Origin of the sequence: Streptomyces misionensis, assembly GCF_007896895.1 — a bacterium.
Classification (GTDB): Bacteria; Actinomycetota; Actinomycetes; order Streptomycetales; family Streptomycetaceae; genus Streptomyces; species Streptomyces misionensis_A.
Genome location: NZ_VOGW01000008.1, coordinates 1 through 14,482, shown reverse-complemented (window position 1 = coordinate 14,482; position 14,482 = coordinate 1). Strand labels below are relative to the sequence as shown.

The following is a 14,482-nucleotide window of genomic DNA, read 5'->3' as shown; positions in this document are numbered from 1 at the left end:
CCTGCACGACCTCGTGATCAGCGCGCCCCTGCGCCGCCGGGGCCTCGGCAGTCGCCTGGCCCGCCATGTGACCGACGTGGCCGGCAGCCGGGGCTTCGAGACCGTCTCCCTGGTCGCGGTCGACGGCAAGGAGGCGTTCTGGCGCGCCAACGGCTACCGGCCCCACCACGAGGCCCGCGTCCCGCGCGCCTACGGCACGGACGCCCTCTACATGTCCGCGACCACGGCCGCTCTCCTGCCCCGCGAGACGGTGAGGACGCCCTGATGCCCTCCTTCCGCCGGGCCAAATGGTCGATCGCGGCACTGTTCTGCTTCCTCGGCTTCCAGTACGGGACCTGGGTCTCCCGCCTCCCCGCGCTGAAGACCCGCCTGGACCTGGGAGCCGGGGAAGTGGGCCTCCTCCTGATGGCCTGCGGCGCGGGCGCGGCGGCCGCGTTCCCCCTGGTCGCGGTGCTGATGCGCCGCCTCGGCTCGCGCCGTCTGTCGCTGCTGTCGGCGCTGGCCCTGATCGCCGTACTGGCGGCCCTGTCGGTCGTCCCCGACTACCCCCTGGCGCTCCTCGCGGTCTGCGCGGACGGCGTGGCCGTCGGCTGTCTGAACGTGGCCATGAACGCCCAGGGCGCGGCGCTGGAGACGACGTACGACCGCACGGCGATGTCCCAGCTGCACGCCACCTTCAGCGCGGGCCTGCTCGCGGCGTCCCTCCTCACCTCGGGGGCCACCACCCTGACGCCGTCGGTCCCGGCCCACTTCGCGGCGGCCGGGGCGCTCCTGCTCCTCCTGCTGGCGGCCGCCCGCAAGGCCCTGCTGCCCGACACCGCCCCGGCGCCCGCCACCACCGGGAAACAGCCGAGACGCTTCAAGCCGCCTTCCTGGACCACCCTCCTCATGGGCTGCGCCATGACGTTCGGCACCATCACGGAGGGGGCGATGAACGACTGGTCGACCCTCTACCTCAAGGACTCGGTCAAGGCGTCGGCCACGGTGGCCCCGCTGGGCATCGCGGTCGTCTCCGCGACGATGCTGCTGGCCCGGGCGTGCGCGGACCGCTGGCGCGACCGCTGGGGCGACGGTCCGGTGGTGCGGGCGGGCAGCGCGCTGGCCGCCGTGGGCCTCGCCCTGGCCCTGCTGGCCGGCGGGGTGGTCCCGACCCTCCTCGGCTTCGCCTGTGTGGGCCTGGGCGCGGCCGCCATCACCCCGTGCGTCTACGTCGCCGCCGCCGAGCACGGCTCCGACGCCCTGTCACTGGTCGCCGCCATGGGCACCACGGGCCTGCTGGCGGGCCCCGCCCTGATCGGTTTCGTGGCGGGCGCGGGCGGTCTCACCCTGGGCATGGCGGTGGTCGCCGCCTCGGCCCTGGCCGTCACCCTGACCGCGACCTGGATCCCCTGGCGCGAGCGCGCCGCACGGCAGGCCGGGCAACCGGTGGCCACCGCATAACTGTTCGCGCGTGCACCGCGTCCTGGCATACCGTCGTCGGCCGAAAGGATCGTGAACTCACCTCTACCGAAAGATCGTTGTGGTGACGAAGGACGGGACGCCCAGGTCGCTGCCCTGGCACCGGCTGGCCGCCGCGGCGCGCTCCGCGCTCGGCGGCGGCCGCCGACTGGAAGCGGCACGGCGGCTGGCGGGCGGCAGCAAGAAGGGCGTCTACCGCCTGCGGATGGACGACGCGACGACGGCGATCGCCTACGTCTGGGACGACAGCGAGAACCACTGGCCCGCGGCGGCCGGCGACGACGATCTGGCGGACCCCTTCGCACCGGGCACCGGCCCGGACCTCTTCGCGGCCGCCCACACCCGGCTGACCGCCCTGGGCGTCCGCGTCCCGGCGCTCCGCCTCCTCGACCGCACCGGTCCGGGCCTGGCGATCGTGGAGGATCTCGGCGGCCGGACCCTTCAGGCCCTGCTCGCCGACGCCCCCGAGGCGGCCGCGCGGGCCATGGCCGGACTGCGTGACGCCCTGTCGGCGATGCACGCCCACCGGGCCCCCGGCTACGGCAAGGTGGCCCTGGTCGACGGCGGGGGCCGCGCGCACGGCACGAGCTGCGAGCAGGTCGTCCTGGCCCGGGCTCTCCAGGACCTGGCCGAGGGCGCCGTGCGCGAGCCCCGTCTCGCGGCGGCCAGGACCCGCCTGACGGACCACCTGCTCGCCCTGGCCGCCGAGGTGCGCCCCCGTACCCGGCACACGGTGGTCCACGGTGAACTGGGGCCGGACCACGTCCTGGTGGACGAGACGGGAAGTCCCGCCCTGATCGACATCGAGGGCACCCTGTACTTCGACCGGGAATGGGAGCACGCCTACCTCCGCATCCGGCTGGGCGACTCCTACGGCCCCCTGTCCGTCCCCGGTCTGGACGCCCCCAGGCTCGCCCTCTACACCCTGGCCCACCACCTCTCCCTGACCGCGGGACCGCTGCGCCTGCTGGACGGCGACTTCCCCCACCGCGCGGTGATGCGGGCGATCGCGGAGCACAACCTGAGGAAGGCCCTGGATCACGAACGCATGACGACTCTTCATTGAATCGCCAACTACCTTCACAATTCCTTCACTTCCTGTCATGCTCCTCGGTCTCAGCTCAGAACGAGTCGTTGGAGAACGCTGGATGGACGAGATCAAGCCCACCGCCGAGCACACCCAGAGCGCGCCCTTCGCGGCCGGTGGCGCGGTCGCCCCGGGCGCCGGTGCCGGCGCCCCCGCCGTGCACCGCCTGCCGGGCCTGGCGATGAAGCGCCGCGGGCCCGTCGCCGTGTGGCTGGGCCTGCCGCTCGTCACGCTCGGGATCTACCAGCTGGTGTGGTACTACAAGATCCACAAGGAGTTGCAGGAGTTCGACCGGCGCCGGACCCTCAGCCCGGCGGGCAGCATGCTGGTCCTGCTCTTCCTGAGCTGGACCTTGATCGCTCCGCTGATCTCCTACCACAACACCGGCAAGGCCATCGCGAACGCGCAGCGCGCGGCCGGTCTGCCGGTGACGTGCAGCCCCGCCGTGTGTACCTGGCTCTCCTTCGTCTTCGGCCTGAACATCTGGTACATGCAGCGCCAGCTCAACCTGGTCGTCGCCGCCTACCCGGGCGCCGCCCCGGGCGCCGAGGTGCACCTGGCGGCCTGACCCCGCTACCGTCCCGCCCACACCGCGGGGGTCCTGCCCGACCACGGCGCGGCCCGTTCGAGCTGTCCGGCGAGGCGGAAGAGCAGGCGCTCGAGCCCGTGACCGGCCGCGAACTGCATGCCGACCGGGAGCCCGGTGGCGGGGTCGGCCGTCACCGGCACGGACATGGCGGGCGTGCCCGCCATGTTGAACGCCGTGGTGAACGGCGAGTGGTCGAGGATGCGGCCGATCCAGCCGAGGCCGTCCAGCGCCTCGGCGTCCTTCGCGTAGGTGCCCAGCGGCACCGGCAGCTCCGGCAGGGTCGGGGTGAGCAGGACGTCGTGTCCGTCGAAGTACCGCGCCAGGCTCCGGGCGACCCGGTTGCGGACCGCGAGGGCGGCGGCGAACCGGGGGCCGCTGACCCGCTGCCCGTAGCGGTAGCCGGCGAGGCTCGCCGGCTCCAGGGTCGAGGAGTCGACGGGCCGGTCGAAGGCGGCGGCCAGCTCGTCCACCGAGGCCGCCAGGTTCACCGTCATCAGCCGGGCGCAGGCCAGAACGAACTCCTCCCAGCCGACGCCGAGTTCGACCGGGACCTCCGTCACGTGGTGGCCGAGGGATTCGAGCAGCCGGGTGGTGCGGGACAGCGCGTCGGCCACGGGCGCGGCGGTGCGGCAGCCGCCCCAGGCCTGGGCGAGCACACCGATCCGCAGCCGGCCCGGGTGGCGGGTGACCTCCTGCGCGTACGGGCGTGACGGCTGCTGGACGACGTAGGGATCGCCCGGCTCCGGGCCGCGGATCGCATCGAGCAGGGCCGCGCTGTCGCGCACGGTACGGCTGACGGCGCCCTGCACCGCCAGGCCGCTGAAGACCTCGTCCGCGTCGGGTCCCATGGAGACCCGGCCGCGGGTGGGCTTCAGCCCGAAGAGCCCGTTGCAGGCGGCGGGGACGCGCAGCGAGCCGGCGGCGTCGGTGGCGTGCGCGATCGGGACCACCCCGGCGGCGACGGCCGCGCCCGCGCCCCCGCTGGAGCCGCCCGCACTGCGCGCCGGGTCCCACGGGTTGCGGGTCGCGCCGTGGAGCACCGGCTCCGTCGTGATGCCGTACGCCATCTCCGGCGTCGAGGTCCGCCCGAACGTCACGAGGCCCGCCCGGCGCAGGCGAGCCATCAGGTACGAGTCGGCGCGGGCGACATGACCGGCCGCGAGCCGGCTGCCCAGCTCCATGCGCCGCCCCGCCATGGCGACTCCGATGTCCTTGATCAGGAAGGGCACCCCCGCCAGCGGCGTGCTGCCGGGCCGGGGCTCGTCGTCGGCCGGCCAGGTCTCCACGACCGCGTTGATCAGCGGATCGACCTTCGCCACGGCCTCGCGCGCGGCGGCTTCCAGTTCGGCGGGGCTCACCTCGCCCTTGGCCACCAGTTCCGCGAGCCCGACCGCGTCGTGGTGCGCGTACTCGGTCACTCTCATGGTCTCTCCCTGAACAGAACGATACTCATGAGTCCCGGACGATACCGATCGGTATCGTCCGGGACGGACTGGTACCGTAGCAGGACTGAGATCGCGCACACCGCTCGGACGTCACGGAGTAGTCATGGCTTCGACCACCAGCAGGCCGGGCAGAGTGGCGAAGCTGCCGCCTCGCGAGCGCATCCTCGACGCGGCGGAGGAGCTCTTCCAGAGCGAGGGGATCCGGCGGGTCGGCGTCCAGGCGATCGCCGAGAAGGCCGAGACCACCAAGATGGCGATCTACCGGCACTTCGAGACCAAGGACGCCCTGGTCGCCGAGTGGCTGCGGATCGTCGCCGCGGACTACCAGGCGGCCTTCGACCGGGCCGAGGCCGAACACCCCGGACGGCCCAGGGAGCAGATCCTGGCCCTGGCCCGCTTCATCGCCGACGGACTGCCCGCCATCTCGCACCGGGGCTGCCCGTTCATCAACTCCATCGCCGAACTGCCCGACCGCGACCACCCCGCACGGCAGGTCATCGAGAAGCACAAGGCACACCAGACCCGCAGGCTGGTCGGCATGTGCGCCGAGGCGGGGCTGCCCGACCCCGAGCAGACCGCGGCCGAGATCACCTTCGTCCTCGAGGGCGCGCAGGTCAGCGCGCAGAACGGCAGCATCGACCGGGTGGGGGAACGGCTGCTGAGGATCGTCGAGGCGATGGTGGACCGACCTGGCGCCCCCCTCGACGCGCCCCGCCCTGCCGCCGGCTGACCGCCCCCCGGGCTGCCTTCCGCCTACCACCACCGTGTCCTGGGCGACCTGTGGTGGCTGCAAGGCCTAGAATGCGGGGTTGATGCCCGTATGATTTGGATTCTGCAGGTGGGCCACGTAGAGATTGTTGGGCCAGCTCGCGGCCGGAGCTTTCTCTGGCACTTGCAGTGCCTGCTGTACCACCGCATTGGTCAAGGTCCGTTCGATGTCCGCGCGTGGCCACGCGCGCTCCAGCTCCTTTCGAACCTCGGCAGCATCTGGCAGGACGTCTTTCCCGAAGTCCATCAACACGCCAAGTCGGATAACTCGAGTCAGACCGCCACGCGCTTCGGCGATGTGAGGTGAGGTGTGCAGAGCAATGGCGTCCCATACTTCCTGCAACTGCACTCCTGATAGCCCAGACTGAGCTTTCAGGAGTTCGGTGGCCGCATTGGCGCCGGCCACCTCGAATCGTTGTGGCGAGCTTTGTCCGACGGCGGTTCCGACATCGTGAAGGAGTGCGGCGGCCCAGATGCTGTCCTCAGGTACATCGATTTGCTCCCGTTCCGCAATGAGTTGCGAAAGAGAGCCGACCCGCACGGAGTGGTGCAGGATGGGCGCTGAAACCTGGGTCGAGACGAAATTATGCACGGTGTGGATAAGGGGAGTGTCGGGAAGGGGCCAGTGCATTCTTATTCGTTCTCCAAAGGATCGACTCGATGCTGAACACGACTGAATCTCGCCGACAGCACGAGATCAAGCGTCTGAAAGCGGGGTGCAACAAGGATACGCGGTTCCGCTGGTAGGCAGGCGGAGGCATTGTCGGCTGTGTGCCGTTCCTTGACTCGGGTGGTGAAGGTGACGGGGTCGATGCGAGCGGGCAGCATCTAGGCCAGGGCCTGTCCTGCGGAATGATTTCATGCACCGAGAAATCTCGCTGTCTCCGCCATGTCCGCGCGGGCGGTACGTAGCTGTGGCGCGCCTTCCTTCTCGAACCCGATCGAGACGCCACAGAGCAGTACGAACTTTTCGTCGGCTCCGACTATCTGGCTGACGGTCTTGCGGTACATGGTCCACATCACTTGGGGGCAGCTGTGCAACCCTTCCGCCCTCAGCAGCAGCATGACCGTCTGCAAGTACATCCCCGCGTCCGCCCACTGTCCGGGCCCCATCGTCCGGTCGAGGTAGCAGAACAGCACGACGGGCGCACCGAAAGCCTCCGAGTTCAAGGCGGCGATCTTCATGGGTCTGTCGGGGTCGTCGCGTTCGATGCCCAGTGCCTTGTACCGCTGGGCGGCCGCTGCGGAGAAGCGGTCCAGATACGGCGAGGCCAGTTCGGCCGGGTACATCGGGTACTCCCGGTCATCACCCGGGTCTCCCGCCAGTGCCCTGGCTGTCGCACGACTCTTCAGTTCGGCCAAGGGCTCACCGGTCACGACGTACACATGCCACGGCTGGAGGTTCCCGCTCGACGGAGCGCGCGTCGCCGCGGCAAGCACTCGTTCGAGTACTTCTTTGGGCACCGGCTCGTCGCTGAACGCCCGTACAGACCGGCGACTGTCCACGGCCTCATACACATCCACGTCTTCGTGTCCTCTCCCTCAACCGGTCCCTCCACCGTATTGAGCCGTCAGCGCCAGGCATCGACCGGCACCGCGATGGTGCGCGACGGATCTGCACAGACGGGGCGAAGACGAAGTCCTCGCTACCGCAGCCCTTGATCGCCTCTCTGTCCGCATCTGTGGGACATTGGTCGCCGCGCATGGGGCGGCCCGGCAGCCGCCGCCGGCGATGGAAGGGGATCGGATACCGCGGCCCGACCTCCCGCAACGGGGACGGTGGTACGGCAGCGAAAGGCGAGAGGTCATGGAACCCAGGCGGCACATCGTGTTCGTCGTTTTCGACGGCATCAAGATGCTCGATGTGGCGGGCCCGGCGGAGGTGTTCGCCGAGGCCAACCTGTTCGGCGCCCACTACTCGCTCAGCTATGCCTCGCCGTCCGGAGAACCGGTCATCACCTCCGTGGGCCTGCGCCTACCCGTCGACAAGGCGGCGGCCGACGTGACCGAGGCGGACACGGTCGTCGTCTCGGGGGGCGACGCCCTGGTCACCCGGGCCGTCCCTGCCGATCTGACCCAGGCGATCCGCCTGCTGCACCCCCGCGCCCGGCGGCTGGTGTCGATCTGCACCGGATCGTTCGCCCTCGCCGGCGCCGGGGTGCTGGACGGGCGGCGTGCCACCACCCACTGGCGGCACGCCCAGCTGCTCGCCCGCGCCTACCCCGATGTCCAGGTGCAGCCCGACGCCCTGTTCGTCGAGGACGGCGGCATCGTCACCTCGGCAGGCGTCTCGGCCGGCATCGACCTGGCCCTGGCGCTGGTGGAGCAGGACCACGGTGGCGACCTGGCACGGAACGTTGCCCGCGGCCTCGTGGTGTTCATGCAGCGCCCCGGTGGGCAGTCCCAGTTCTCGGCGCCCCTGGAGGTACGTCCTCCCCGCACACCGGACCTGCGCTCTGTGGTCGACCTGGTCGCGGCGCAGCCCGGGCTCCCGCATACCGTCGGCTCACTGGCCGCCCTGATCGGCGTCAGCCCGCGCCATCTGGCGCGGATGTTCGCAGCCGAGATGGACACCACTCCGGCGAAGTTTGTCGAGCAGGTCCGTCTCGATCATGCGAAAGCGCTGCTCGATTCGGGCTGTGGGGTGGCTGAGGCTGCGCGAGCCGCCGGATTCGGGAGCTCGGAGACGATGCGTCGCACCTTCGTGGCCCGCCTGGGTGTCTCGCCGAGCGGCTACCGAGCCCGGTTTGCCACCGCCCAGCGCGGTGGCAAGGATGGTGTGGCAGCCCGGGCCCGCTGAACCCTCGCACGGCCGGGGTCCGGATCTGTGGGGTGCCCGGCAGTTTGGGCGGTGGGCCGGACAGCGATCGGGAGGAACGCTGAACTCAGTTCACTCCACCCGAGCAAGGAGGGCTCATGTCGGAGAACATCGCGGGGATCGTCATTCCCGACACCCAGCTGGTCCGCGAGGCCACCGACATCGTCCGTGGCGCTGCCGACGAGACGATCTTCAACCACTCGCGTCGCGTCTATCTCTGGGGATCGCTGAAGGCGGCCGCGCGCGGGCTTGAGGCCGACCCCGAACTCGCGTATGTCGGCGGCCTCTTCCACGACCTCGGCCTCACCCCGACCTACGCCACCAAGGACCAGCGCTTCGAGATCGACGGCGCCGAGGCCGCCCGCACCTTCCTGCTCGACCACGGCCGCACCGAGCAGGAAGCCCGCAACGTCTGGCTGGCCATCGCGCTGCACACCACCCCCGAGGTGCCGCTCCACCTGGCGCCGGAGGTCGCCGTGGTGACCCTCGGCGTCGAGACCGATGTCCTCGGCCTCGACCTCGCCGAGATCACCGAACAGCAGCGGGCCGAGGTCGTGGCCGCGCACCCGCGCCCCGACTTCAAGAACCGCATCCTGAAGGCCTTCTACGAAGGCATGGCCGACCGCCCCGACACCACCTTCGGAACTATGAACGACGACGTGCTGGCCCACTTCGACGCCTCGTTCCGCCGGAAGGACTTCGTCGAGATCATCCGGAACAACCCGTGGCCGGAGTAAGGCCGCGACGGCGGCTCACCAGCGGCTGACGAAGGAGCCGGACCGGTCCGACCAAACCGTGGAGGCCGGGGCGGACCCGCTGCGGGCGCTCCGGAGAGCGGCGGCGCGGACCAGTACCGGCCGCGGCCAGGTTCGTCATGTGGGCGCGCTCGGTCCGGTCCAGGCGCGGGGCCTTGGCGAGGGCGTGCAAGATCTCCTCGGACACGTTGCCGCTGTGCCCCTGTTCGGGGCGGATGTCGTAGTCGGTGCCGATACCGGCAAGCCGGGCCAGTTCTTCATGACGCAGCGACACGCACCCATCACAAACAGAACAGCGATTCTGCTAGTCTTCCCACAAGAAGAACACGGATTCTTTTTGTAGGAGGTGTGGTGCCTCGGCTCACCGACGCGCGCAAGGAACTCCGGCGTACCCAGATCGCCCAGGCCGCCGTCCGCTGCTTCAGCCGCAACGGCCTGGAACGGACCTCAATCGCCGACATCACCACCGAGTCCGGCCTCTCGGCCGGCTCGATCTACGCGCACTACCGCAACAAGGCCGACCTGGTCCAGGCCGCCGCCCGCGAGATGCTCGACAAGCGCGGCAGCACCATCGGCGAGTACGCCGCGGCGGACGTCCCACCCGACCCCGACGAACTGCTCTCCCGCCTGGTCACCGCGATCGACCCGGCAGAGGCCCGGGTCGGCGTGCAGACCTGGGGCGGAGCGACCACCGACCCGGTCATCCGGGACATCGTCGTCGACGCGACCGACCGGATGCGCGCGATGCTGCACGACTGCGTCACCGCATGGCTCGTCAAGGTCGAGCACCACGAGCCGGCCCGGGCCCGGGAGCACGCCGCCCCGATCGCCCACCGGGTCATGGCGCTCTACCAGGCCGAACTGCTGTACACCGCCTTGCGGACACCCACCGAGGAGACAGCGTCATGACCACGCGGACCGCTTTGTTCGCCGGCCGCACCGTTTTCCGGGTCGGCTACGGCGCGTTGCAGCTCGAGCGCCTGCACGACCGCCGCGGCGAGGCCGTCGCACTGCTGCGCCGCGCGGTGGAACTGGGCGTCGACCACGTGGACACTGCCGAGTTCTACGGCTTCGGCTTCGTCAACGACGTGATCCGCGAGGCACTACGCCCCGAGGACGACGTCCTGGTCGTCACGAAGGTGGGGGCCGCCCCCAATCCCGGCGGGCGCCTGCCGTTGCGTCTGGCACAGCGGCCCGAGCAACTGCGCGCCGGCGTCGAGGACAACCTGCGCAGCCTCGGCGTCGACCGGCTCGACGTGGTCAACCTGCGCCGCCTGGACACCGGCCCCGGGCTGCGTCCCGCCGGGGACCAGGTTGTCGACCTCGACGACCAACTCGCGGTGATGACCGCCCTGCGCGACGAGGGCAAGATCGGCGCGATCGGCCTGAGCAGCGTCACCCTCGACGGCCTGCGCCGCGCCCTGCCCGCCGGCCTCGTCTGCGTGCAGAACGCCTACAGCCTCGTCTCCCGCGGCGACGAGGACATGCTGCGGCTGTGCGCGGCGGAGGGCATCGCCTGGGTACCGTTCTTCCCGCTTGGCGGGGCCTTCCCCGGCCTGCCCAAGGCGACCGACGAGCCGGCGGTGCACACCGTGGCCGAGTCCCTGGGCGTCACGCCCTCCCAGGTCGGCCTCGCCTGGCTGCTGCACCATGCCCCGAACGTGCTGCTCATCCCCGGCACCGCGAACGCCGCCCACCTGGAGGCCAACATCGCGGTCAGCGAGATCACCCTCGACGCCGCGACTCTCGCGGCCCTCGACGCCGTCGAGTCCCGCTCCAGCGACGTCTCCATCGGCTGACCGGAACCCACGCGGCCGGGTCGCGACCACACCCCACGCCGGACACCCTGACGGCCGTCGGGCCGCACCGGAAAACCCAGTTCACCAGGCTCAAGGACGGATCATGAAGGCCATCGTCTACCGCACCAACGGTGCCCCCGACGTTCTCCAGCTCGTCGACCGTGACCTGCCGGCACCCGGGCCCGGCGAGGTTCGCGTCCGGGTCGCCGTGTCCGGGGTCAACCCGACCGACTGGCAGGCGCGCTCCGGCCACCCCATGCGCTTCTGCGAGGTCACCCCGCACCTCGACGGCGCCGGCACGATCGACGCCGTCGGTGAGGGCGTCGACCCCAGCCGGGTCGATCAGCGCGTCTGGCTGTTCATGGCCGCTGCTGGGCGGCCCACCGGCACCGCTGCCGAATTCACCGTCGTACCCGAAGAACAGGCCGTGCCGCTGCCCGACGAGGCCGGCTTCGACCTCGGCGCCGCACTCGGAGTCCCCGCGCTGACCGCGCACCGCGCGCTCACCGTCGCCGAGGACGGGCCGCGTCGGCTGCGGCCCGGGGCGCTCGACGGCAAAGTGGTGCTTGCCGCGGGCGGAGCCGGAGCCGTCGGGCACGCGGTGATCCAGCTTGCCCGATGGGCCGGTGCCACCGTGATCAGCACGACCAGCAGCCCGGAGAAAGCCCGGCTGGCCACCGCCGCCGGAGCCCACCACGTGATCAACTATCGCGAGGGCGACCCGGCCGCCGAAATTCGCGAGATCGCCCCGGATGGCGTCGACATCGTCGCCGAGGTGGCCCTGGGCACGAACCTCGCACTGGACCTGGCCGTACTGCGAACCCGCGGCACCATCTCGACCTATGCCAATGACGGCGGCAAGCCGATCGAACTGAACGTGCCGCAGAACATGGTGCTGAACACACGCCTCCAGTTCCTGGTGCTCTACACCGCCGGTCCGCAGGCACGCGCCGCGGCCGCCCAGGACGTCGCCGCCGCGGTGCACGACGGCGCGCTGCCAGTCGGCGAGGAACACGGCCTGCCACTGATCCGCTTCCCCCTCGACCGCACCGCCGACGCGCACCGCGCGGTCGAAAGCCGCGCGGTCGGCAAAGTCCTCGTGGACGTCACCTCCTGACGTCCCGCCGGCCACCACGCGCCCACCCGCCGCCCCGGGGAACCGGCATGGGCCACGGACGCCGCCGCGCCCCGGTCCGTATCCAGCGCGCCCGGCTCCACGAGCATGGCGCAACAGCACGTCCCGTTCGCGCGCGACGGCCGCCCGGTGCGTGGCGTGTGTCCGTCCTTTTGGCTTCCGGGAGACGCTTCGACGTCGTACAACGCCCTTCCCGGGACCGCCCGTTCGACCCGGCCACCGGCCACCGGTTCACTGCGGCCGGCGTACCGGTATGCGTACACCGCGACCAGGTGGGGCTGCCGGCCCCCGTACGCCAACGGCCGAGAGGCCGGTGGAGGCCAAGCACCGGCGGCCGAGGACCTACCGCATCAAATGTCCCGGAAGATCTCGATCTGCGCCCCGACCGAGTTCAGCCGCTCCGCCAGGTCCTCGTAACCGCGGTTGATGACGTACACGTTGCGCAGCACCGACGTTCCCTCCGCCGCCATCATCGCCAGCAGGACGACCACGGCGGGGCGCAGGGCAGGGGGGCACATCATCTCGGCGGCGCGCCAGCGGGTGGGGCCCTCGACCAGGACGCGGTGGGGATCCAGCAACTGGAGGCGCCCGCCGAGGCGGTTGAGGTCGGTGAGGTAGATCGCCCGGTTGTCGTAGACCCAGTCGTGGATGAGGGTCTGGCCGGAGGCGACCGCGGCGATGGCGGCGAAGAAGGGGACGTTGTCGATGTTCAGGCCCGGGAAGGGCATGGGGTGGATCTTGTCGATCGGCGCCTCCAGCTTGGAGGGGCGGACCGTGAGGTCGACCAGGCGGGTGCGGCCGTTGTCCGCGAAGTACTCCGGGGAGCGGTCGTGGTCCAGGCCCATCTCCTCCAGGACCGCGAGCTCGATCTCCAGGAACTCGATGGGCACGCGGCGCACGGTGAGTTCGGACTCGGTGACCACCGCGGCGGCCAGCAGGCTCATCGCCTCGACCGGGTCCTCGGAGGGGGAGTAGTCGACGTCGACGTCGATGTTCGGCACGCCGTGCACGGTCAGCGTGGTGGTGCCGATTCCCTCCACCTTCACGCCCAGCGCCTCCAGGAAGAAGCACAGGTCCTGGACCATGTAGTTGGAGGACGCGTTGCGGATGACGGTCACACCGTCGTGCCGCGCGGCGGCCAGCAGCGCGTTCTCCGTCACGGTGTCCCCGCGCTCGGTCAGCACGATCGGGCGGTCGGGGCGGACCGTGCGGTCCACCTGCGCGTGGTACTGGTTCTCGGTCGCCGCGATCTGGAGGCCGAACCGGCGCAGCGCGATCATGTGCGGCTCGATGGTGCGGGTGCCGAGGTCGCAGCCGCCGGCGTACGGCAGCTTGAACTGGTCCATCCGGTGCAGCAGCGGGCCGAGGAACATGATGATGGAGCGGGTGCGGACGGCCGCCTCGGCGTCGATCGCCGTCATCTCCAGCTCGGCCGGCGGCACCAGCTCCAGGTCGACCCCGTCGTTGATCCAGCGGGTGCGCACGCCGATGGAGTTGAGCACCTCCAACAGGCGGTACACCTCCTCGATGCGCGCGACCCGGCGCAGCACGGTGCGGCCCTTGTTCAGCAGGGAGGCGCAGAGCAGGGCGACGCAGGCGTTCTTGCTCGTCTTGACGTCGATGGCGCCGGACAGCCGGCGGCCGCCGACGACCCGCAGATGCATCGGGCCGGCATAGCCCAGCGACACGATCTCGCTGTCCAGCGCCTCACCGATGCGCGCGATCATCTCAAGGCTGATGTTCTGGTTGCCGCGCTCGATGCGGTTCACCGCGCTCTGGCTGGTGCCGAGCGCCTCCGCGAGCTGCGTCTGTGTCCAGCCCCGGTGTTGCCGGGCGTCACGGATGAGCTTGCCGATGCGTACGAGGTAGTCGTCTGCCATGAGGTTGAGGTTATCTCAGATATGAGATGGCGCTCGTTGGGGGGTCCATTCGGGTGATGGCGTGTCAGTGGCCTGCGGGTTCCGGTGGGATGCGTCGGTGATGGGTGATTCGTTACGTATAGCCGTCCGGCGCGGATTTATTCGCTTACGGGGCGACGGGGGAGCGGGGAGGAGTAGACGACGCTGGTCGTCACGGAGCCCAGGGTGCCGATCCGGCCGGAAATCTCCTCCAGATGACGCATGGAGCGCGCCGCCACCTTGATGACGAAGCAGTCGTCGCCCGTGACGTGGTGCGCCTCGAGGATCTCCGGCATCGCCTCGACCAGGTCGTGGAACGGCTTGTAGTTGCCGTTCGGATAGCGCAGGCGCACGAACGCCATGATCGCCAGGCCGACCTTCGCCGGGTCCACGACCGCCGCGTAGCCGCTGATCACCCCGGCCTCCTCCAGTCGCCGCACGCGCTCGGTGACGGCGCTGGCCGACATGGAGACGGCGCGGGCGAGGTCGGTGAAGCTGCTCCGGCCGTCGCGCTGGAGGGCGTCGAGAATGCGCCAGTCGATGGCGTCCAGGGATATCGCGGTCATGGACGAGAAATAGCACGGATTCCCCGGTCGACCCGCATCAGGTGCCGTGGATCGTGCCTTCAGGGGGCCCGTTCGGGCCCGTAGATTCGGTGCCCGGACGGCGATCGAGCCGTTCGCCCCCATCAAGAGAGGACCCGAGCCGTGCCCGAGACCGTCACCAATCC

The 14,482-nt window shown here is 70.6% G+C and carries 16 protein-coding genes; 10 read left to right on the top strand and 6 right to left on the bottom strand.

All coding sequences use genetic code 11. The features are described from left to right. From FRZ03_RS41105 to FRZ03_RS01520, 4 genes are all read left to right on the top strand, one after another. The coding region (locus FRZ03_RS41105) for a GNAT family N-acetyltransferase (protein WP_146463319.1) at positions 1-265 on the top strand (265 nt) is incomplete at its 5' end. Beyond that, positions 265-1,440, top strand: a complete 1,176-nt coding sequence (locus tag FRZ03_RS01530; protein ID WP_146463285.1) for an MFS transporter — start codon at positions 265-267, stop codon at positions 1,438-1,440. The genes FRZ03_RS41105 and FRZ03_RS01530, both read left to right, overlap by 1 nt. A gap of 109 nt (positions 1,441-1,549) precedes the next feature. Beyond that, positions 1,550-2,524, top strand: coding sequence for a phosphotransferase (locus FRZ03_RS01525; protein WP_146463318.1), 975 nt, complete (start codon positions 1,550-1,552; stop codon positions 2,522-2,524). An 82-nt stretch (positions 2,525-2,606) separates the two neighbouring features. Beyond that, complete coding sequence (locus FRZ03_RS01520; protein WP_186785217.1) at positions 2,607-3,113, top strand: DUF4234 domain-containing protein; 507 nt, start codon at positions 2,607-2,609, stop codon at positions 3,111-3,113. 5 nt (positions 3,114-3,118) lie between these two features. Here FRZ03_RS01520 and FRZ03_RS01515 read toward each other — a convergent pair whose 3' ends face one another. Beyond that, the gene (locus tag FRZ03_RS01515) at positions 3,119-4,558 is read right to left on the bottom strand and encodes an amidase (protein WP_146463284.1); all 1,440 of its coding nucleotides are present in this window, start codon (positions 4,556-4,558) and stop codon (positions 3,119-3,121) included. A gap of 124 nt (positions 4,559-4,682) precedes the next feature. Between FRZ03_RS01515 and FRZ03_RS01510 the strand changes: the two genes are divergently transcribed. Next, positions 4,683-5,309, top strand: a complete 627-nt coding sequence (locus tag FRZ03_RS01510; RefSeq protein WP_146463283.1) for a TetR/AcrR family transcriptional regulator — start codon at positions 4,683-4,685, stop codon at positions 5,307-5,309. 66 nt (positions 5,310-5,375) lie between these two features. On the opposite strand, the gene FRZ03_RS01505 is transcribed toward FRZ03_RS01510, so the two are convergent. After that, positions 5,376-5,978, bottom strand: a complete 603-nt coding sequence (locus FRZ03_RS01505; protein WP_146463282.1) for an HD domain-containing protein — start codon at positions 5,976-5,978, stop codon at positions 5,376-5,378. A 227-nt stretch (positions 5,979-6,205) separates the two neighbouring features. After that, positions 6,206-6,871, bottom strand: a complete 666-nt coding sequence (locus FRZ03_RS01500; protein WP_146463281.1) for a nitroreductase — start codon at positions 6,869-6,871, stop codon at positions 6,206-6,208. A gap of 283 nt (positions 6,872-7,154) precedes the next feature. Between FRZ03_RS01500 and FRZ03_RS01495 the strand changes: the two genes are divergently transcribed. Together FRZ03_RS01495 and FRZ03_RS01490 are read left to right on the top strand one after the other, a co-directional pair. Next, the gene (locus FRZ03_RS01495) at positions 7,155-8,147 is read left to right on the top strand and encodes a GlxA family transcriptional regulator (protein ID WP_146463280.1); all 993 of its coding nucleotides are present in this window, start codon (positions 7,155-7,157) and stop codon (positions 8,145-8,147) included. A gap of 116 nt (positions 8,148-8,263) precedes the next feature. Next, entirely contained in the window at positions 8,264-8,902 is a 639-nt protein-coding gene (locus FRZ03_RS01490) for an HD domain-containing protein (protein WP_146463279.1), read from the top strand. Here FRZ03_RS01490 and FRZ03_RS01485 read toward each other — a convergent pair. Beyond that, positions 8,874-9,194, bottom strand: coding sequence for a helix-turn-helix domain-containing protein (locus FRZ03_RS01485; protein WP_146463278.1), 321 nt, complete (start codon positions 9,192-9,194; stop codon positions 8,874-8,876). The two genes, FRZ03_RS01490 and FRZ03_RS01485, sit on opposite strands and share 29 nt — an antisense overlap. A gap of 77 nt (positions 9,195-9,271) precedes the next feature. Between FRZ03_RS01485 and FRZ03_RS01480 the strand changes: the two genes are divergently transcribed. From FRZ03_RS01480 to FRZ03_RS01470, 3 genes are all read left to right on the top strand, one after another. Next, the gene (locus FRZ03_RS01480; protein WP_186785216.1) at positions 9,272-9,829 is read left to right on the top strand and encodes a TetR/AcrR family transcriptional regulator; all 558 of its coding nucleotides are present in this window, start codon (positions 9,272-9,274) and stop codon (positions 9,827-9,829) included. Beyond that, entirely contained in the window at positions 9,826-10,719 is an 894-nt protein-coding gene (locus tag FRZ03_RS01475) for an aldo/keto reductase (RefSeq protein WP_146463276.1), read from the top strand. Before FRZ03_RS01480 ends, FRZ03_RS01475 begins: the two co-directional genes overlap by 4 nt. 103 nt (positions 10,720-10,822) lie before the next feature. Beyond that, on the top strand, positions 10,823-11,836 hold the full coding sequence (locus tag FRZ03_RS01470; RefSeq protein ID WP_146463275.1) for an NADPH:quinone reductase: 1,014 nt from the start codon (positions 10,823-10,825) through the stop codon (positions 11,834-11,836). A gap of 368 nt (positions 11,837-12,204) precedes the next feature. Here FRZ03_RS01470 and FRZ03_RS01460 read toward each other — a convergent pair whose 3' ends face one another. Continuing rightward, complete coding sequence (locus FRZ03_RS01460) at positions 12,205-13,734, bottom strand: helix-turn-helix domain-containing protein (protein ID WP_070025465.1); 1,530 nt, start codon at positions 13,732-13,734, stop codon at positions 12,205-12,207. Between the two features lie 137 nt (positions 13,735-13,871). Beyond that, entirely contained in the window at positions 13,872-14,318 is a 447-nt protein-coding gene (locus FRZ03_RS01455; RefSeq protein ID WP_146463274.1) for an Lrp/AsnC family transcriptional regulator, read from the bottom strand. Between the last annotated feature and the right edge of the window lie 164 nt (positions 14,319-14,482).